Here is an 18,944-nt window from a genome sequence, read left to right as displayed (position 1 = left end):
CGGCCTATGAAGTTTCCAGGAAGATTTACCAGCGGCTTGATTCTGCTGTTCACGAGCTGCGGCGCCTTGGCGCAAAGCGAATTGGATGTGCGCATCAAACCTTCAAACGACGCGTTGAAAGCCAACATCGAAGGCTATATCGGCGGGGTCGGCGATCGTGACGAAGAAGCCCTGCAACGGTTCAGCCGTGGCGCCGAGGAGCAGGCCCGCAAGGCCGCCCAGGCGTTGGGTTTCTACCAGCCGCAGATCGCCAGTGACGTGAAGGGCGGCAAGAACCCGCGCCTGATCCTCACCATCGACCCCGGCGAACCGGTGCATTTGCGCAATGTGACTATTAGGGTCGATGGCCAGGCGGCCGACCTCAAAGCCTTTCGCGTGCCCGGCAGCGACGAACTCAAACCCGGTGCCGTGCTCAACCATGGCAATTACGAAGACGCCAAGCGCGTTATCCAGAACCAGGCATCACGCTACGGCTTTTTCAGCGGGCGCTTTACCCGCCAGAAACTCTCGGTGGACCCCCAGGCGGGCGTGGCCGATATCGAACTCATTTATGACAGCGGCCCACGTTACACCCTGGGCAAGGTCAGCTTTGCCGGCGACACCCCCTTCGATGAAGACCTGCTGCAACGCATGGTGCCGTTCAAGAGCGGCGCACCCTACGACTCCGAACTGATCGCCGAACTCAACCAGAACCTGCAAGGCAGCGGTTTTTTTGAAGGCGTACGCGTGGACGCCGCTCCCGCCGCGTCGACTAACGACGTGATCCCTGTGGCCGTGCAACTCGAAACCCGCAAGCCCCGCACCATGGGCCTGGGCCTGGGTTACTCGACCGACGTCGGGCCGCGCGGCAAGGCCAACTGGACGCGCCATTGGGTCAACCCCCAGGGCCATAGTTATGGCTGGGAAGCCGAGCTGTCGGCGCCCCGGCAGAACGTCGGGCTGTGGTACGACATTCCCCTGGACCCGCCCCTGACCGACAAACTGCGTTTCGCCGGCGGCTACCAGAATGAAGAAATCGCCAACACCGACACCCTGAGTAAATTGCTCACCCTCGGCCCCGAGTGGCACAGCAAGTTGCCCAGCGGCTGGACGCGGGTGATCTCGCTCAAGTGGCAGCGCGAAGAATATCGCCTGGGCAACGACTCGGGCCTGAGCACGCTGCTGATGCCGGGCATCAGTTACTCCTACCTGCGCAGTGACAACCGCATCGACCCGCACAACGGCTATCGCCTGTTGTTCGACGCCAAGGTCGCCAAGGAAGGGCTGGGTTCCGACACCAACCTGCTTTACGGCACGGCGACGATCAAGGGCCTGACCACGTTGTGGGACAACCACCGCTTCCTGGCCCGCGCGCAATTTGGCGGCAGTGCCACCAATGGCTACAAGTCCGTGCCGCCGTCGTTGCGGTTTTTTGCCGGCGGCGACCAGAGCGTGCGCGGTTACGAGTACCAGACCCTGTCGCCGGAGAATGACCGTGGCGACCGCATCGGTGGCCGCTACATGGTGGCCCTGAGCGCCGAGTATCAATATTCCATCGCCGAAAAATGGCGGATCGCGACCTTTATCGACCAAGGCAACTCGTTCAACACCCTGGAAATGCCGAGCCTGAAAACCGGTGTGGGTGTGGGCGTGCGCTGGGTGTCGCCGGTCGGTCCGATCCGCCTCGACCTGGCCCATGCCCTCGAAGATCCGGGCGGCATTCGTTTGCACTTTTCCATGGGGCCTGAGCTGTGATGCGTGGTTTGAAAATAGCGGGGCTGGCCGTGCTGGCGGTCCTCGCGGTGATAGTGCTGGCGCTGTGGACGGTGCTGGGTACCCAAGTTGGCAGCCGTTGGGTGCTGGGCCAGGTGCCGGGGTTGACCGTGGAAAATTTCCAGGGTCGCCTGGGCGGGCAGTGGAGTGCCGACCATCTGTTATGGCAACAAGACAGCAGCCACGTAGAGCTGCAAGCACCGAAGTTCGACTGGTCGCCGGCGTGCCTGATGCGCATGACGGTGTGCATCAACCAACTGGATGTGGAGCAGGTGAGCCTGCAATTTCCACCCAGCGCGGAAGAAAGCAGCGGCCCGATCACCCTGCCGGACCTGAAATTGCCGGTCGCCCTTCAGTTGGGTGACATCCGCGTCGGCAGCCTGCTGTTCAACGGCAGCGAAGAACTCCAGGGCCTGCAACTGGCGGCGCACTGGACCGCTGCCGGCATGCAGATTGACTCGGTGCACCTGCAGCGGGACGGCCTGGTGCTGGATCTATCCGGCCTGCTGCAACCTACCGGCAACTGGCCGTTAACCGCCAGCGGCAACCTGAGTCTGCCCTACGCCCCGGGCGGTGCGCCCTGGACGCTGGCGCTCAAGGTCGATGGCGATTTGCTCAAATCCCTCAAGCTCGACGCCGACAGCAGCGGCTATCTGCCGGCCAAGCTCAGCGGGGAGTTGCAACCCCTGGTGGAAAACCTGCCGGCGCAGTTGCACATCACCGCCGATGGCTTCAAACCCAGCGCCGACTTGCCCGATACCCTGCAACTCAATCAGTTGGACCTGACGGCCAAGGGCGACCTGAGCAACGGTTACCAGTTGCTGGGCAAAGCCGTCCTTCCGGCGGAGAAAGGCCCGGTGGACTTGCTGCTGCAAGGCAAGGTCGACGCCAAGGGCGCGCAGATCGCCGGGTTGGACTTGAATGCCGGTGACCAGCAAAGCCTCAAGCTCAGTGCCAATCTGGACTGGCAGCAAGGCTTCAGCGCCGACGCGAAAATCGACTGGCTGGATTTCCCCTGGCATCGCCTGTACCCGGTCATTGACGAACCTCAAGTAGCCTTGCGTACCTTCAATGGCGAAGTTTCCTACAAGGACGGCAACTACCTGGGCAACTTCAAGGCCGACCTCGACGGCCCGGCAGGCAAGTTCAGCCTGGCCAGCCCGTTCAGTGGCGACCTCAAGCAAGTGTTCCTCCCCGAGCTGAAACTCGCCGCCGGCCAGGGCAAGGCCGAGGGCCACCTGAACCTGCAATTTGCCGACGGTATTGCCTGGGACACGGCACTCGACCTGTCGGCCATCAACCCGGCGTACTGGGTTGCCGAGCTGCCCGGCACCCTCGCTGGCCCGCTGCGCAGCAAGGGTGAAATGAAGAACGAGCAGCTTAAGCTCAACGCCGACCTCGACCTCAAGGGCCGCCTGCGCGGCCAACCCGCCGTGCTCCAGGCCAAGGCCGAAGGCGCAGGCGAGCAGTGGACTCTTGGTACGCTGGACATCCGCCTCGGCGACAACCGCATCTACGGCAGCGGTAGCCTGCAACAGCGGCTGGCCGGGCAGGTCGACATCAAGTTGACGCGCCTCGCCCAACTCTGGCCGCAACTGCGCGGGCAGATGAACGGGCGCCTCGACGTCGCCGGTACCCTGCACGCGCCTCAAGGCAAGCTCAACCTGGTTGGCCAACAACTGGCGTTTGAAGACAATCGCCTGCAAAACCTGACCCTGGACGCAAACCTCGATAACGCCCAGCGCGCCAAAATCGACCTTAAAGGCAGTGGCATCCAGGCCGGTGAAACCCAGGTCGGCACCTTCACCGCCAGCGCCCAGGGCGATATCAAAAACCAGAAAGTCCAGCTCGACCTGGCCGGCCCGCTGCTCAAGCTGGCCCTGGCCCTGGACGGCAACCTCGACAAAGGCAACTGGCGCGGGCGCCTGGCCAGCGGCGATGTGCAGGCGGGTGGCCAGGACTGGAAGCTGCAAGCCCCGGCTAAAATCGAGCGTCTGGCCGATGGCAAGCTGACCTTTGCTGCCCACTGCTGGGTATCCGGCTCGGCGAGCCTGTGTGGCGAAGACCAGCGCCTGATGCCCGAGCCCAAGCTGCGTTATCACCTCAAGCAGTTCCCCATCGACAGCCTGGCGGCGTTTTTGCCGAAAGACTTCGCCTGGCAGGGCAAGCTCAATGCCGACGTGCAACTCGACCTGCCGGCCAGCGGCCCCAAAGGCGTGGTGTCGGTGGATGCCAGCGGCGGCACCTTGCGGGTCAAGGACAAGGACCAGTGGCTGGACTTCCCCTACGACACCCTGAAGCTGGAAACCACCCTCAACCCCACGCGCATCGACACCCAGCTCAACTTCCGGGGTGGCAAGCTTGGCGAGTTGCTGTTGCAGGCGCAGATCAATCCGCTGCCGAAGAACAAACCGATCACCGGTAACTTCACTCTGACCGGCCTCGACCTCGCCGTGGCCCGGCCGTTTGTGCCGATGGTCGAGAAGCTCAACGGCAAGCTCAACGGTAACGGGCGCATCGGCGGCGGCCTGCTGGCGCCTCAGGTCAACGGCAGCATCAACCTGGTGGGCGGCGAAATCTCCGGTCCGGAACTGCCCACCAGCTTCGAAGGCCTGAATATCCAGGCGCTGATTGCCGGCGAAAGCGTGCAGCTCAATGGCGGCTGGCGCAGCGGCAAAGCCGGGCAGGGCACTATCAAGGGCCAGATCGACTGGGGCCAGGCCCTGGCGGTGGACATCGCGCTGCAAGGCACGCAACTGCCGGTCAGCGTAGAACCGTACGCTGCCCTGGAAGTGGCGCCCGACCTGAAAATCAGCATGAAAAACGACAAGCTGGCGATCTCCGGCAAGGTGCAGATCCCCAAGGGCGAGATCACCGTGCGCGAACTGCCGCCGTCGACGGTCAAGGTCTCGGATGACACGGTGATCGTCGGCAGCCAGACCGAAGAGGGCAAGCCGCCGATGGCCATGGCGATGGACATCGATGTGGAGGTGGGCAAGGACAAGTTGAGTTTCGCCGGCTTCGGCCTCACCGCCAACCTGCAAGGCCACGTGCACATCGGCGACAACATGGACACCCGTGGCGAACTCTGGCTTAACGACGGCCGCTATCGTGCCTACGGCCAGCGCCTTACGGTGCGCCGCGCGCGGTTGCTGTTCGCCGGGCCGATTGACCAGCCGTACCTCGACATCGAAGCCATCCGCCAGACCGACGACGTAACTGCCGGTATCCGCCTGAGCGGCAGCGCCGAGCAGCCCACCACGCAGATCTTCTCGGAACCGGCCATGAGCCAGGAACAGGCGCTGTCCTACCTGGTACTGGGCCGACCGCTCAGCACCACCGGTGAAGACAACAACATGCTGGCCCAGGCAGCGTTGGGCCTCGGGTTGATGGGCAGCGCCGGGGTCACCTCGGATATTGCCAAGAACCTGGGCATCCAGGATTTCGAACTCGACACCCAGGGCAGTGGCAACAACACCGCTGTGGTGGCCAGCGGCAAAATCTCGGAGAAGCTCAGCCTGCGTTATGGCGTGGGGGTGTTCGAACCGGCCAACACCATCGCCTTGCGCTATTTGCTGAGCAAGAAGGTGTACCTGGAAGTGGCCAGCGGTGTGGCCAGCTCCCTGGATATTTTCTACAAGCGGGATTTCTGATCCGTACACATTAAAGGTGGGAGCCCGGCTCCCACCATTTATCCGCTAATTAGCAAGCAACCTAACTATTCGTTTGACATTCGCTGCCTAGGCAGTAACATCGTGACATACATTCACTGCTTAGGCAGTTAATAGGTTGGTCACGATGAAGCACTTCACCCCCGAAAACTTCCACAACTGCCACCTCGGCCTGCTGCTGGGCCGTGCTGCGCTGCTCAAAGACAAGATCATCGACACCCACATGGAACCCCACGGCATTACCGCCGCGCAGTTCAAGGTGTTGATCATCATGGCCCAGTACGGCGTCGACACCCCCGCCGAGCTGTGCCGCAACCTGTCGTTGGACAGCGGCTCCATGACCCGCATGCTCGACCGCCTGGAACAAAAGGACCTGCTGGCGCGCAAGCGTTCCGAGCAGGACCGGCGCCAGGTGCAGTTGGTGCTGACCCCGGAAGGCCAGCGCGTGGCCGACATGCTGCCGGAGATCGGCGCCCAGGCCCTGAACCAATTGGCGGGTGCGCTGGAGCCGGGTGAATTGCAAACCCTGGAAAAAATCTTGAAGAAAATTCTGATAGCTGCGGGTGACCCCATCACCATTCAGCGGGTAGGTAGTGCATGAACAATCGCTCCTTGCGTGCCGGCCTCAGCCTTGTGCTGGTGGCCATGACTATGGCCGGTTGTGCCAATTTCAGCGGCTTGAACACAGAAGGCAAACGCCTCGAAGCCAATAACCTGCAAACCGGCAAATCCCTCAGCGGTGTGACGTTGTCGAGCGCCGCCTGGCCCACCGCCGACTGGTGGAAAAGCCTTGGCGACCCACAACTCGACGGCCTGATCCAGGAAGCCCTGCAAAACAGCCCCGACATGCAAGTGGCCAGCGCCCGTGCCCATCAGGCCGAAGCCGCCGCCTATGCTGCCGACGCCGAGCGCATGCCGACCCTGGACGCCAGCGCCGGTGTCAGCCGTTCGCGCCTGGCCAAGGACCAGGACCCATTGGGCCAGGGCGATGCGTACGCCACCGTGCGTAACATCGGTGCCAGCTTCAATTACAACTTCGACCTGTGGGGTGGCCAGCGCGCTGCCTGGGAGGCGGCACTGGGCCAGGCCCGCGCTGCCGAAGTCGACCAACAGGCTGCGCGCCTGACCCTGGCGGCCAACGTCGCCAAGGCCTACAGCGACCTGGGCCAGGCCCATATCGTGCGTGACCTGGCCAATGATGACCTCAAGCGCACCCGGCAAATGCTCGACCTGGGCCAGCGTCGCCTGAACTCCGGGATCGACAGCCAGTACCAGTACCAGCAAACCGAAAGCCTGGAAGCCAGCTCCCAGTCGCAACTGATCGATGCGGAAAAACAACTGCAGAGCGCCAAGATCGCCCTCGCCGTGTTGCTCGGCAAAGGCCCGGACCGCGGCAGCGAACTGGTACGCCCCAACGTGCTCAAGCCGAGTGCCGTTGCCGTGCCGTCGGTGTTGCCTGCCGAGTTGGTGGGCCGTCGCCCGGACCTGATCGCCGCGCGCTGGCGTGTGGAGGCGGCGAGCAAGAACGTCGCGGCCAGCAAGACCCGTTTCTACCCCAACCTCAACCTGAGCGCGAGTGCCGGGGCCGAGTCGTTGCTGGGGGATGCGATGTTCGGTTCGGCCAGCCGCTTCTTCAGCATTGCGCCGACGATCTCGCTGCCGATCTTCGACGGCGGCCGCCTGCGCGCCGACCTCGATGCCCGCGACGCCGACTACGACCTGGCCGTGGCCCAGTACAACAAAACCCTGGTGCAAGCCTTGGGCGACATCGGCAACACCCTCGTGCAATTGCGCGAGACCGGCCGGCAGATCCAGGCCCAGCAACACGCCGCGGACATTGCCCAGCAGTCCTACGACACCGGGGTCCAGCGTTACAGCTCAGGTATCGGGAATTACCTGGACGTGCTCAGCATCGAACAACAACTTCTCCAGGCCCAACGTCAGTTGGCCACCCTGAATGCCGAGCAAATCGATCTTTCGATTCAATTGATGCAGGCCCTGGGCGGCGGTTTCCACGCCGATAACGTGGCCTCGACCACCCCAGCCACGCGCACTGAATAATTCAAGGTACTTGTCATGGCCACTGCCGAAACCAGCAACAACGCTCCTGAAACAAACAAGGGTGAACAACCCAACACCAGCAACCCGCGCAAACGCAAAGTCATGCTGTTTGTCCTGGCGCTGATCGTCATCCTCGGCGCCGTGGGCGTGTGGGGTTGGTACGAATTCTATGGCCGCTTCAGCGAAAGCACCGACGACGCCTACGTCAACGGCAACGTGGTGGAAATCACCCCGCTGGTGACCGGCACCGTGGTGAGCATTGGCGCCGACGATGGCGACCTTGTCCATGAAGGCCAGGTACTGATCAACTTCGACCCGAACGATGCGGCCGTGGGCCTGCAAAGTGCCCAGGCCAACCTGGCCCGCACCGTGCGCCAGGTGCGGGGCTTGTACAGCAACGTCGATGGCATGAAAGCCCAGGTACTGGCGCAACAAGCCAACGTGCAAAAGGCTCAGGACAACTACAACCGCCGTAAAAACCTCGCCGCCGGCGGGGCGATTTCCCAGGAAGAACTGTCCCACGCCCGTGACGACCTGACCTCGGCGCAGAACGCCTTGGCCAACGTGCAACAACAGTTCAAGACCACCAGCGCCCTGGTGGATGACACGGTGATTTCGTCCCACCCGGACGTGCAGGCCGCCGCCGCCCAGTTGCGCCAGGCTTACCTGACCAACGCCCGCAGCACCCTGATCGCACCGGTCACCGGCTATGTGGCCAAACGTACCGTGCAACTGGGCCAGCGGGTTCAGCCGGGCACCGCGCTGATGGCGGTAATCCCGCTGGATCAACTGTGGATCGACGCCAACTTCAAGGAAACCCAACTGCGGGATATGCGTATCGGCCAGCCGGTGGATATCGAGTCTGACATCTACGGCAGCGACGTGAAATTCAGCGGCACCGTCGACAGCCTCGGCGCGGGTACCGGCAGCGCGTTTGCCTTGCTGCCGGCGCAGAACGCCACCGGTAACTGGATCAAGATCGTGCAACGGGTGCCGGTGCGCATTCATGTGAACGCCGAAGAGTTGGCCAAGCACCCGCTGCGGGTGGGCTTGTCCACCGTGGTCAACGTCGACCTGCATGACCAGAGCGGCCCGGTACTGGCCCAGCAGGCGCCGCAAAAGGCCTCGTTCACCACCAACGTGTACGACCGCCAGTTGGCTGAAGCCGACGCCATGATCACCCAACTGATCCATGACAACAGCGTTGCCGCTCCCAAGGCTGCCCAGCGCTGATTCGCCAATCCATCAGCTGCGGCCCCGGCGGCCGTAGCGCCCATCATGTTGCACAGGATTCGCGATGAGTAACGCTAACGCCTCCTTCACGCCGCCCAGCTTGCTGATGGCCACCATCGGCTTGTCCCTGGCGACCTTCATGCAGGTGCTCGATACCACCATCGCCAACGTGGCGTTGCCGACGATTTCCGGCAACCTCGGCGTGAGTTCGGAGCAGGGCACCTGGGTGATTACCTCGTTTGCCGTGAGCAACGCGATTGCGCTGCCGCTGACCGGCTGGCTGAGCCGTCGCTTCGGCGAGGTGAAGCTGTTTTTGTGGGCCACCATCCTGTTTGTGCTGGCCTCGTTTCTCTGCGGTATTTCCACCTCGATGCCCGAACTGATCGGCTTCCGGGTGCTGCAAGGCCTGGTCGCCGGCCCGTTGTACCCGATGACCCAGACGCTGCTGATCGCGGTCTATCCCCCCGCAAGGCGCGGCATGGCCCTGGCGTTGCTGGCGATGGTCACGGTGGTGGCGCCGATTGCCGGGCCGATCCTCGGCGGCTGGATTACCGACAGCTACAGCTGGCCGTGGATCTTCTTTATCAACGTGCCCATCGGCATCTTTGCGGTGATGGTGGTGCGTTCCCAACTGAAGAAACGCCCGGTGGTCACCAGCTACCAGCCGATGGACTACGTCGGTCTGCTGAGCCTGATCGTCGGCGTCGGTGCCTTGCAGATCATCCTCGACAAGGGCAACGACCTGGACTGGTTCGAGTCGAACTTCATCATCATTGGCGCGGTGATCTCGGCCATCGCCCTGGCGGTGTTCGTGATCTGGGAAATGACCGACGAGCACCCGGTGGTCAACCTGCGGCTGTTCGCCTACCGCAACTTCCGTATCGGCACGATTGTGTTGGTGCTCGGGTATGCGGGCTTCTTCGGGATCAACCTGATCCTGCCGCAATGGCTGCAAACCCAGATGGGCTACACCGCCACCTGGGCGGGCCTGGCGGTGGCGCCGATCGGGATTCTGCCGGTGCTGATGTCGCCATTTGTGGGCAAGTACGCGCACAAGTTCGACCTGCGCCTGCTGGCCGGGCTGGCGTTCCTTGCGATTGGCTTGAGTTGCTTCATGCGGGCGGGCTTCACCAATGAAGTCGACTTCACCCACATCGCCCTGGTGCAGTTGTTCATGGGTATCGGCGTGGCACTGTTCTTCATGCCGACCTTGAGCATCCTGATGTCCGACCTGCCGCCGGCACAAATCGCCGACGGTGCGGGCCTGGCCACGTTCCTGCGGACCCTGGGCGGCAGCTTTGCGGCGTCGTTGACCACCTGGATCTGGATTCGCCGGGCGGACCAGCACCATGCCTACATGAGCGAGAACATGACCACCTACGACTCGGCTACCCGTGATGCCTTGCAGGCGCTGGGCGGGGCAGGGCACAAGGCGTATGCGCAACTGGACCAGATCCTCACCAGCCAGGCGTACATGATGTCCACCGTGGATTACTTCACGCTGCTGGGGTGGATGTTCATGGCCTTGATCGTGATTGTGTGGCTGGCGAAACCGCCGTTTGCGGCGAAGGCGGGGCCGGAGGCTTCGGGCCACTGATCGAAAGGCCGAGCTCGGTCAATGTGGGAGCTGGCTTGCCTGCGATGCAGACACCTCGGTACATCAGGTACACCGAGGTGATGCTATCGCAGGCAAGCCAGCTCCCACATTTGATCGGTGTCGTGTCTGCGAGTCAGGCGCCGGGCAGTGCCAACTGCGGGTTGACGAAGTCAAAGGCTGCCAACGCAAACCCTTGCTCATCCACCTGCAACGCCCACCCTTGCTTGTCCCAATCCCCCAGCACAATGCGCTTGGCCGCCTGCTCGCCAATCTGCAACTTGTGAATCGCCGGGCGGTGGGTGTGCCCGTGCACCAGGGTGCGCACGCCGAACTGCTGCATCACCCTTGGCACTTCCTCGGGCGTCACATCGACAATATCGTTGGCCTTCATCCGCACCTGGGCGCTGCTTTCACTGCGCAGCTTGCGCGCCAGCTTGTGCCGCGTGCGCAAGGGCAGGTGCCGCAGGATGAACAGGGTGATGGGGTTACGCAGGATGCGGCGTAGCTTCATATAGCCGACGTCGCGGGTACACAGGCTGTCGCCGTGCATCAACAGCACGGGTTCGCCTGCGAGCTGCACCACACTCGGGTCCTTGAGCAAGGTGGCGCCTGCCGCTTTGCAGAACGCCTTGCCGATCAGGAAATCCCGGTTGCCATGCATGATGAAAATCTGGGTGCCGCTGTCGCTCAGCTCGCGCAGAGCCAGGCAAATCGAACGCTGGAAGGGCGTCATCCCATCGTCGCCAATCCAGGCTTCAAAGAAGTCCCCCAGAATGTACAACGCCTGGGCGGAACGGGCGCGGCCGTTCAGTAAATCCAGAAACGCCCGGGTGATGTCCGGGCGCTCCTCTTCCAGATGCAAATCTGAAATCAGCAATATCACTCAACGATCTCGGCTTTCTCGACGATAACGTCTTCTACCGGTACGTCCTGGTGACCTGCCTTGCCGGTGGTTTGCACACCTTTGATCTTGTCGACAACGTCCTGGCCTTCGGTGACTTTACCGAATACCGCGTAGCCCCAACCCTGCACGTTCTTGCCGCTGTGGTTCAGGAAGGCGTTGTCGGCCACGTTGATGAAGAACTGCGCGGAGGCCGAATGCGGCTCCATGGTACGGGCCATGGCGACGGTGTACTTGTCGTTGGAAAGGCCGTTGTCCGCTTCGTTCTGGATGCTTGGACGCTTGTCTTTCTTTTCTTTCATGCCAGGCTCGAAACCGCCGCCCTGGACCATGAAGTTGCCGATGACACGGTGGAAAACAGTGTTTTCGTAGTGGCCGGCTTTAACGTACTCGATGAAGTTGGCGACGGTGATCGGCGCTTTCTCGGCGTTCAGCTCGATGACGATGTCACCGTGGTTGGTGGTCAGTTTGACTTGAGTCATGTTCACTACTCTTTTCAAGGAATTCGTGGGTTTGGGCGTTTTGCGCCTTACCTGCTTGGCAAAAACTGCAACCAAGGCGCGCAGTTTAGCGTGACCTGCGGGAATTTCGAGGTGGTTTTTTACCGCCCATGCAATAAATGCAGCAGTTTTTGGCCACGCTCTGTCAGGGGCTTGACAGCATCGGCTATGATAAGCCCTTTGTTTGTCGGCCTCACCCGGCCAAGTACTTCGTCTGTTCAAGGATCCTATGAGCAAGCCCACTGTCGACCCTACCTCGAATTCCAAGGCCGGACCTGCCGTCCCGGTCAATTTCCTGCGCCCGATCATCCAGGCGGACCTGGATTCGGGCAAGCACACGCAGATCGTCACCCGCTTCCCGCCTGAGCCCAACGGTTACCTGCACATCGGCCACGCCAAGTCGATCTGTGTGAACTTCGGCCTGGCCCAGGAGTTCGGTGGCGTCACGCACCTGCGTTTCGACGACACCAACCCGGCCAAGGAAGACCAGGAATACATCGACGCCATCGAAAGCGACATCAAGTGGCTGGGCTTCGAATGGTCCGGCGAAGTGCGCTATGCCTCCAAGTATTTCGACCAGTTGTTCGACTGGGCTGTCGAGCTGATCAAGGCCGGCAAGGCCTACGTCGACGACCTGAGCCCGGAACAGGCCAAGGAATACCGTGGCACCCTGACCGAGCCTGGCAAGAACAGCCCGTTCCGCGACCGTTCGGTGGAAGAGAACCTGGACTGGTTCGCCCGCATGCGCGCCGGTGAGTTCCCGGACGGCGCCCGTGTACTGCGTGCCAAGATCGACATGGCCTCGCCGAACATGAACCTGCGCGACCCGATCATGTACCGCATCCGCCACGCCCATCACCACCAGACCGGTGACAAGTGGTGCATCTACCCGAACTACGACTTTACCCACGGCCAGTCGGACGCCATCGAAGGCATCACCCACTCCATCTGCACCCTGGAGTTCGAAAGCCACCGTCCGCTGTACGAATGGTTCCTCGACAGCCTGCCGGTACCGGCGCACCCGCGTCAGTACGAGTTCAGCCGCCTGAACCTGAACTACACCATCACCAGCAAGCGCAAGCTCAAGCAACTGGTCGATGAAAAGCACGTGTTTGGCTGGGACGACCCACGGATGTCGACGCTGTCGGGCTTCCGCCGTCGCGGCTACACCCCGGCGTCGATCCGCAACTTCTGCGACATGGTCGGCACCAACCGTTCCGACGGCGTTGTCGATTTCGGCATGCTCGAGTTCAGCATCCGCCAGGACCTTGATGCGAACGCGCCGCGTGCCATGTGCGTGCTGCGTCCGTTGAAAGTCGTGATCACCAATTATCCGGAAGACCAGGTCGAGAACCTCGAACTGCCGCGTCATCCGCAGAAAGAAGAACTCGGCGTGCGCAAGCTGCCGTTCGCCCGTGAAATCTACATCGACCGCGATGACTTCATGGAAGAGCCGCCAAAAGGCTACAAGCGCCTGGAGCCGAACGGCGAAGTGCGCCTGCGCGGCAGCTACGTGATCCGTGCCGACGAAGCCATCAAGGACGCCGATGGCAACATCGTCGAACTGCGTTGCTCCTACGACCCGGACACCCTGGGCAAGAACCCGGAAGGCCGCAAGGTCAAAGGTGTGGTGCACTGGGTGCCGGCTGCGGCCAGCGTCGAGTGCGAAGTGCGCCTGTACGATCGTCTGTTCCGCTCGCCGAACCCCGAGAAGGCCGAAGACAGCGCCAGTTTCCTGGACAACATCAACCCTGACTCGCTGCAAGTTCTCACAGGTTGTCGTGCCGAGCCATCGCTTGGCGACGCACAGCCGGAAGACCGTTTCCAGTTCGAGCGCGAAGGTTACTTCTGCGCGGATATCAAGGACTCGAAACCAGGCGCTCCGGTATTCAACCGTACCGTGACCTTGCGTGATTCGTGGGGCCAGTGATTCTTTAAGGAAACTGTTGTGCTAACGATCTACAACACACTCAGCAAGACCAAAGAAGTCTTCAAGCCGCTGGATGGCAACAAGGTGCGCATGTATGTGTGCGGCATGACCGTGTACGACTACTGCCACATCGGCCACGGCCGCAGCATGGTTGCCTTCGACCTGGTGACCCGCTGGTTGCGCTTCAGTGGTTATGACCTGACCTACGTGCGCAACATCACCGACATCGACGACAAGATCATCAATCGCGCCAACGAAAACGGCGAGTCGTTCGACGCGCTGACCGAGCGCATGATCGCTGCGATGCACGAGGACGAGGCCCGCCTCAACATCCTCAAGCCGGACATGGAGCCGCGTGCCACGGACCATATTCCTGGCATGCACGCGATGATCCAGACCTTGATCGACAAGGGTTACGCCTACGCCCCGGGCAATGGTGACGTGTACTACCGCGTTGCCAAGTTCATGGGCTACGGCAAGCTGTCGCGCAAGAAAATCGAAGACCTGCGCATCGGTGCGCGGATCGAAGTCGACGAAGCCAAGCAAGACCCACTCGACTTCGTGCTATGGAAAGGCACCAAGCCGGGCGAGCCGAGCTGGGAATCGCCGTGGGGCGCCGGGCGTCCGGGCTGGCACATCGAATGCTCGGTGATGTCCACCTGCTGCCTGGGCGAGACCTTCGACATTCATGGCGGCGGCAGCGACCTTGAGTTCCCGCACCACGAAAACGAAATCGCCCAAAGCGAAGCGGCCACCGGCAAGACCTACGCCAATGCCTGGATGCACTGCGGCATGATCCGCATCAATGGCGAGAAGATGTCCAAGTCCTTGAACAACTTCTTCACCATTCGTGACGTGCTGGAGAAATACCACCCGGAAGTGGTGCGGTACCTGTTGGTGTCGAGTCACTACCGCAGCGCGATCAACTACTCGGAAGACAACCTCAAGGACGCCAAGGGCGCCCTGGAGCGTTTCTACCACGCGTTGAAAGGCCTGCCAGCCGTGGCACCTGCGGGCGGAGAAGCGTTTGTGGCACGGTTTACCGAAGTAATGAACGACGACTTCGGCACACCGGAAGCCTGTGCAGTGCTGTTTGAGATGGTGCGCGAGATCAACCGCCTGCGCGAGAGCGATCTCGACGCGGCGGCGGGGCTTGCGGCACGTTTGAAAGAGCTGGCGAGCGTGCTGGGCGTGTTGCAGATGGAAGCCGATGACTTCCTGCAAGCGGGCGCTGAAGGGCGTGTGGATGCGGCTGAAGTGGATGCGCTGATCCAGGCACGTTTGACTGCCCGGGCCAACAAGGACTGGGCGGAGTCTGACCGTATCCGTGACCAACTGACCGCGATGGGCGTGGTGTTGGAAGACGGGAAGGGCGGGACGACGTGGCGGTTGGCTGATCAGGCTTGATCGGTGATTGCTGAATGAAAAACGCCCCGACTGGTTCGGGGCGTTTTTTTGTGTGCGTACATAGATCTTTCCCGGGTGTTGGCCCGCGAGCATCAGCGCTTGCCACTGACCTCATACCGGCTTTGAACAAACCCGTTCCCCGACGCAAACGTGGCGATATGCCGAAGACCATGCTCGCCACCCACCTGGCTGAACAAGGGAATTCCCTGACCCAGTACAACCGGAATACGCGTGATGATCATCTCGTCGATCAAACCCGCCTCAAGAAACGCCTGAATCGTCTGGCCTCCGTCGATATACAGGTGTTTCATCCCGCGCTCGGCTAACTTGGCCACGAGGCGGGTCAGATCCTGGCTCACCACCTCAACCTTGCCCTTCAACGCCGCAGGTAGCTCAACCGTTTGATGAGAGAGCGCGATGACCGGCGTGCCCTCATAGGGCCACTCAGGAAAGGACAACACTTTTTCCAGGGTCTTGCGTCCCATCACCAGCGCATCCACCGTGGCGATGAAGGCTTCATAGGTCACGCCGTTCAGTTCGGCGCCTTCGTACTCTGGCCGATGAAGCCACTCAATATCACCGTCTGGCCGGGCAATAAAACCGTCGACGCTGGCTGCAATAAAGACCGAGCATTTGATATCCATGGGGGGTGACACTCCTTTTCTGTGGGCTTGAAAACAACGGCTGCCATTGGCTGGCAGCGCTAATGTTAATTTAATCTTCCGGTGTAATAAGCGACCATTGCCAAAAATAACGACGGGCTGCCCGGCCTGTGCCGATGCCCTTTTTTGTGATGCGAGGATGTATGCGCCGTTGGTTAATCCGCTACCGTTACGCAATCATTTTCTGGCTGTGCTTCGGCGTTTTCCGTACGTCCCTGGCCGACTGGAACCCGATCCCGTCCGGTTCCATGCGCCCCACGTTGCTTGAGGGCGATGTAGTACTGGTCAATCGCGTGGCGTACGACCTCAAGCTGCCCCTCACCGATATTTCCCTGGCCAGGCTGGATAACCCCCGGCGGGGCGATGTGGTGACGTTCTCCTCACCCAAGGATGGCATGCGCTTGATCAAGCGCATCGTCGGCATTCCCGGCGATACCCTGGAAATGAAAGATGAAGTGCTATGGGTCAACGGTACGCCGGCCACCTACAGTAACGGGCAGGACATCAGCGAGCCCATCGCGCCTGGTCAAACGGTCCCGGGGATCAAGGTGACGGAGCGTGCGAACAGCAGCCAGCGCACGGTGCAGTTCATGCCGACAGTACGGGCGCTGCGCAATTTCGGCCCGGTGGTGGTGCCGGCCGACAGTTATTTCATGTTGGGTGACAACCGTGACAACAGCGATGACTCCCGCTTTATCGGGTTTGTGCCGCGTCGGCTGTTGATCGGGCATGCCCACCATATCCTGGCGTCAGCGCAGATCCTGGACCACTGGATGCCACGACTGGGCCGATTTGGCGCGCCGATCCTGTAGTGGGCTGATCACGCTTTCGCGCTGAGAGCGCGGAGCGCGAACTCCGCGATGCGTTCCAGTTGCTCAGTCGATGCGCCGCCCTTGCTGGCGATTTTCATACCGCTGAGGGTGGCCATCAGAAAATCACACGCGCCCGACAGGTCGGTGTCTGCGGCCAGTTCGCGCTGTTCCTGCGCCTGTTCCAGTGTTTGTTCAAATGCGTTGCGCAAGCGTTCGGCGCTGTGGGCGGTGAGTTGATTTATTTCATCATCGGCCTGGCCGAACTCGCAGATGGCGTTGACGCCCATGCACCCCGCCGTGCCTTCGCGCAGGGCGCGGGTGGCGAAGGATTGCAGGGTGTCATGCAGGGCCTGCAGTGGCGTCGGGCCCTGGTTGAGGCGCTCGATCAGGTCGTCGACACCGGTGCGCTGATACTCGGCCATCGCCAGCAAGTACAGCTGGCGCTTGTCGCCGAAGGTGTTGTACATGCTCTGGCGGCTCAACCCCATGGCCTGCATCAGCTCTTCCGTTGAGGCCGCGGCAAAACCCTTGTCGCAGAAAACCCGAATGGCCTCGCGCAGCACCTGGTCGCGGTCGAATGCTCTGGGTCTTGCCATGGGGTACCTCGGTTGCAGGTGATGGATCAGGCCAGGTAGCCACCGTCGATGGTCAGGCTTGCGCCGGTGACAAAGGCCGCTTCTTCGGACGCCAGGTAGGCAACCATGCCGGCAATTTCGTCGGCGGTGCCTACACGGCCCAAGGGGATCAAGCTTTTGATCATGCCCGCATGCGGCCCGTCTGCCGGGTTCATGTCGGTGCCGGTCGGGCCCGGTTGCACGTTGTTGACCGTGATGCCGCGCGGGGCGAAATCAATCGCCAGGCCGCGGATCATACCGGCGATCGCCGACTTCGTCATGCTGTAGACACTGGAGCCCGGGAAGCCCGAACGCTGGGCGACCACGCTGCCGACGGTGATGATCCGGTCACCGGCCTGCATCACTGGCGAACTTGCCTTGGCGGCGGCAAAGGTGGCGCGGACGTTGACCGCAAACATCCTGTCGAAGTCCTCCAGGCTGAACTCGTCGACACTGCCCAGCTGCAAGATGCCAGCGTTGTTGACCAGAATATTCAGCGTGCCGAAACGTTCAACGGTAGCGGACACCGCCCGCTCGATCGCGACGGCGTCCGCGCTGTCGGCCTGAATCGCCAGCGCTTTGCCGCCCTCGCTTTCGACCTGGCCTACCAGTGCCAACGCCTTGTCTGCGGAGGAGGAATAGGTGAACGCAACCGCTGCACCTTCGGCAGCCAGTCGACGGACGATGGCTTCGCCAATACCGCGGGAGCCGCCGGTAACCAGGGCGACTTTGCTGCTGAAGCGAGGAGTAGGGATAGTCATGAAGGAGAGCCTGATTTTAGTGGATTAAATAATCCATTAAAAAGTATCAGGCTCGAAGAGACGCGCCAAGCTCTTTTTGGATTAATTAATCTTTAACTCCCATTGCCTGCTCGAGAAACAGGGCGGCATTCTCCAGCGCCTGCATGCCCTCGGGCAAAATCCCCGCAAACAGATGCCAGACATGAAACATGCCGGGCCACACCTCCAGCGACACGCGCACCCGGTTTTCCCCCAGGTGGGTGGCCAGGCGCATGGCATCGCTGAGCATCACTTCGTTCTCGCCGATCTGTACCAGGATCGGCGGCAATCCCCGTACGTCGGCAAAGACCGGCGATGCGTCGGGGTTATTCGGCAGCGCGCCATTGAGAAACGCCTTGGCGAGCAGTGTCAGCCCCGCGCGGGAGGCTTGCGGGTCGAGGCCGTCACGGCTGTCGAGGGAGGCGCCGGTGTGTTCCAGGTTGGCCCACGGCGACAGCGCGGCGCCGCCGGCGGGCAACGGCAGGCCTGCGTTGCGGGCCTTGACCATCACCGACACGACCATCGCACCGCCGGCCGAGTCCCCCGAGAACACGATGGATTTGGGGTCGTTACCCTGGTCGAGCAACCAGCGATAGGCCTGCAATGTGTCATCGAGGGGCAGTGGAAACGGATGCTCGGGCGCCAGGCGGTAATCGGGCAGGTAGACCTTTGCGCCCAACAGTTTGGCGAAGTGGCCGGCAAGGCTCAGGTAACCCCGTGGGCTGCCGCCGACATAACCACCGCCGTGGATGTACAGCAACACCCGATCACCCTCAAGCCCGTCAGGCACCACCACCATGCCCGGCACGCCGCCCATGTCGACCTCTTGAAAGCGCACACCGGCGGGAATCGGATGAGCGCACAGCACCTGCTCGTAAGCCTTGCGCTGCTCATCGAGGGTGAGGGTGGTTGTCTGGCCGGTGAGAAAGGGCCCGAAGTCAGCGGCTGATGCAACCCAGGCATCGAGACGGGCCTGGACAAGGGGAGTGAATGCCATGGAAAGAACCTCATAAAGTGATCCCGAT

15 protein-coding genes are annotated in these 18,944 nt (G+C 61.7%); 9 read left to right on the top strand and 6 right to left on the bottom strand.

The window, feature by feature from the left end; genetic code table 11:
- The first annotated feature begins 6 nt into the window (after nt 1–6).
- From HKK54_RS32570 to HKK54_RS32545, 6 genes are all read left to right on the top strand, one after another.
- Nucleotides 7–1,734, top strand: a complete 1,728-nt coding sequence (locus tag HKK54_RS32570; RefSeq protein WP_169389130.1) for an autotransporter assembly complex protein TamA — start codon at nt 7–9, stop codon at nt 1,732–1,734.
- On the top strand, nt 1,734–5,405 hold the full coding sequence (locus HKK54_RS32565) for a translocation/assembly module TamB domain-containing protein (RefSeq protein ID WP_178121012.1): 3,672 nt from the start codon (nt 1,734–1,736) through the stop codon (nt 5,403–5,405). The genes HKK54_RS32570 and HKK54_RS32565 overlap by 1 nt, the downstream gene beginning before the upstream one ends.
- A gap of 145 nt (nt 5,406–5,550) precedes the next feature.
- On the top strand, nt 5,551–6,024 hold the full coding sequence (locus HKK54_RS32560; protein ID WP_010166969.1) for a MarR family winged helix-turn-helix transcriptional regulator: 474 nt from the start codon (nt 5,551–5,553) through the stop codon (nt 6,022–6,024).
- Entirely contained in the window at nt 6,021–7,484 is a 1,464-nt protein-coding gene (locus HKK54_RS32555; RefSeq protein ID WP_010166971.1) for an efflux transporter outer membrane subunit, read from the top strand. Before HKK54_RS32560 ends, HKK54_RS32555 begins: the two co-directional genes overlap by 4 nt.
- Before the next feature lie 15 nt (nt 7,485–7,499).
- Nucleotides 7,500–8,717: an HlyD family secretion protein gene (locus HKK54_RS32550; protein ID WP_010166973.1), complete on the top strand. Its 1,218-nt coding sequence runs from the start codon at nt 7,500–7,502 to the stop codon at nt 8,715–8,717.
- Nucleotides 8,718–8,781: 64 nt separating this feature from the next.
- On the top strand, nt 8,782–10,314 hold the full coding sequence (locus tag HKK54_RS32545; RefSeq protein ID WP_010166975.1) for a DHA2 family efflux MFS transporter permease subunit: 1,533 nt from the start codon (nt 8,782–8,784) through the stop codon (nt 10,312–10,314).
- A 133-nt stretch (nt 10,315–10,447) separates the two neighbouring features.
- Here the strand turns inward: HKK54_RS32545 and lpxH are convergent, their stop codons facing one another.
- Complete coding sequence (lpxH, locus tag HKK54_RS32540) at nt 10,448–11,197, bottom strand: UDP-2,3-diacylglucosamine diphosphatase (protein ID WP_010166977.1); 750 nt, start codon at nt 11,195–11,197, stop codon at nt 10,448–10,450.
- Nucleotides 11,194–11,697, bottom strand: coding sequence for a peptidylprolyl isomerase (locus HKK54_RS32535; protein WP_010166979.1), 504 nt, complete (start codon nt 11,695–11,697; stop codon nt 11,194–11,196). The genes lpxH and HKK54_RS32535 overlap by 4 nt, the downstream gene beginning before the upstream one ends.
- Nucleotides 11,698–11,944: 247 nt before the next feature.
- On the opposite strand from HKK54_RS32535, the gene HKK54_RS32530 reads away from it, so the two are divergent.
- A complete protein-coding gene (locus tag HKK54_RS32530) occupies nt 11,945–13,645 on the top strand; it encodes a glutamine--tRNA ligase/YqeY domain fusion protein (RefSeq protein WP_010166981.1) in 1,701 nt (566 codons plus the stop codon).
- 18 nt (nt 13,646–13,663) lie between these two features.
- A complete protein-coding gene (gene cysS, locus HKK54_RS32525; protein ID WP_010166983.1) occupies nt 13,664–15,052 on the top strand; it encodes a cysteine--tRNA ligase in 1,389 nt (462 codons plus the stop codon).
- A 92-nt stretch (nt 15,053–15,144) separates the two neighbouring features.
- Here the strand turns inward: cysS and HKK54_RS32520 are convergent, their stop codons facing one another.
- Complete coding sequence (locus HKK54_RS32520; protein ID WP_010166985.1) at nt 15,145–15,696, bottom strand: dihydrofolate reductase family protein; 552 nt, start codon at nt 15,694–15,696, stop codon at nt 15,145–15,147.
- Between the two features lie 161 nt (nt 15,697–15,857).
- Between HKK54_RS32520 and lepB the strand changes: the two genes are divergently transcribed.
- Nucleotides 15,858–16,526: a signal peptidase I gene (gene lepB / locus HKK54_RS32515; protein WP_169389128.1), complete on the top strand. Its 669-nt coding sequence runs from the start codon at nt 15,858–15,860 to the stop codon at nt 16,524–16,526.
- 8 nt (nt 16,527–16,534) lie between these two features.
- Here lepB and HKK54_RS32510 read toward each other — a convergent pair whose 3' ends face one another.
- From HKK54_RS32510 to HKK54_RS32500, 3 genes are all read right to left on the bottom strand, one after another.
- Nucleotides 16,535–17,122, bottom strand: coding sequence for a TetR/AcrR family transcriptional regulator (locus HKK54_RS32510; RefSeq protein ID WP_169389127.1), 588 nt, complete (start codon nt 17,120–17,122; stop codon nt 16,535–16,537).
- Nucleotides 17,123–17,148: 26 nt separating this feature from the next.
- On the bottom strand, nt 17,149–17,901 hold the full coding sequence (locus tag HKK54_RS32505; protein WP_169389126.1) for a 3-oxoacyl-ACP reductase family protein: 753 nt from the start codon (nt 17,899–17,901) through the stop codon (nt 17,149–17,151).
- A gap of 85 nt (nt 17,902–17,986) precedes the next feature.
- Entirely contained in the window at nt 17,987–18,916 is a 930-nt protein-coding gene (locus tag HKK54_RS32500) for an alpha/beta hydrolase (protein ID WP_169389125.1), read from the bottom strand.
- Nucleotides 18,917–18,944 lie beyond the last annotated feature (28 nt).

This window comes from Pseudomonas sp. ADAK13 (assembly GCF_012935715.1).
Classification (GTDB): domain Bacteria; phylum Pseudomonadota; class Gammaproteobacteria; order Pseudomonadales; family Pseudomonadaceae; genus Aquipseudomonas.
The sequence above is the reverse complement of the archived record's forward strand: the minus strand, read 5'-3'. Positions and strand labels throughout refer to the sequence as shown.

Coding starts and splice junctions, on each gene's coding strand:
- HKK54_RS32565 (WP_178121012.1), top strand. CDS start 1,734: ATGCGTGGTTTGAAAATAGCGGGGCTGGCCGTGCTGGCGGTCCTCGCG.
- HKK54_RS32560 (WP_010166969.1), top strand. CDS start 5,551: ATGAAGCACTTCACCCCCGAAAACTTCCACAACTGCCACCTCGGCCTG.
- HKK54_RS32500 (WP_169389125.1), bottom strand. CDS start 18,916: ATGGCATTCACTCCCCTTGTCCAGGCCCGTCTCGATGCCTGGGTTGCA.
- HKK54_RS32570 (WP_169389130.1), top strand. CDS start 7: ATGAAGTTTCCAGGAAGATTTACCAGCGGCTTGATTCTGCTGTTCACG.
- HKK54_RS32505 (WP_169389126.1), bottom strand. CDS start 17,901: ATGACTATCCCTACTCCTCGCTTCAGCAGCAAAGTCGCCCTGGTTACC.
- HKK54_RS32555 (WP_010166971.1), top strand. CDS start 6,021: ATGAACAATCGCTCCTTGCGTGCCGGCCTCAGCCTTGTGCTGGTGGCC.
- lepB (WP_169389128.1), top strand. CDS start 15,858: ATGCGCCGTTGGTTAATCCGCTACCGTTACGCAATCATTTTCTGGCTG.
- HKK54_RS32550 (WP_010166973.1), top strand. CDS start 7,500: ATGGCCACTGCCGAAACCAGCAACAACGCTCCTGAAACAAACAAGGGT.
- HKK54_RS32545 (WP_010166975.1), top strand. CDS start 8,782: ATGAGTAACGCTAACGCCTCCTTCACGCCGCCCAGCTTGCTGATGGCC.
- HKK54_RS32535 (WP_010166979.1), bottom strand. CDS start 11,697: ATGACTCAAGTCAAACTGACCACCAACCACGGTGACATCGTCATCGAG.
- HKK54_RS32510 (WP_169389127.1), bottom strand. CDS start 17,122: ATGGCAAGACCCAGAGCATTCGACCGCGACCAGGTGCTGCGCGAGGCC.
- HKK54_RS32530 (WP_010166981.1), top strand. CDS start 11,945: ATGAGCAAGCCCACTGTCGACCCTACCTCGAATTCCAAGGCCGGACCT.
- HKK54_RS32520 (WP_010166985.1), bottom strand. CDS start 15,696: ATGGATATCAAATGCTCGGTCTTTATTGCAGCCAGCGTCGACGGTTTT.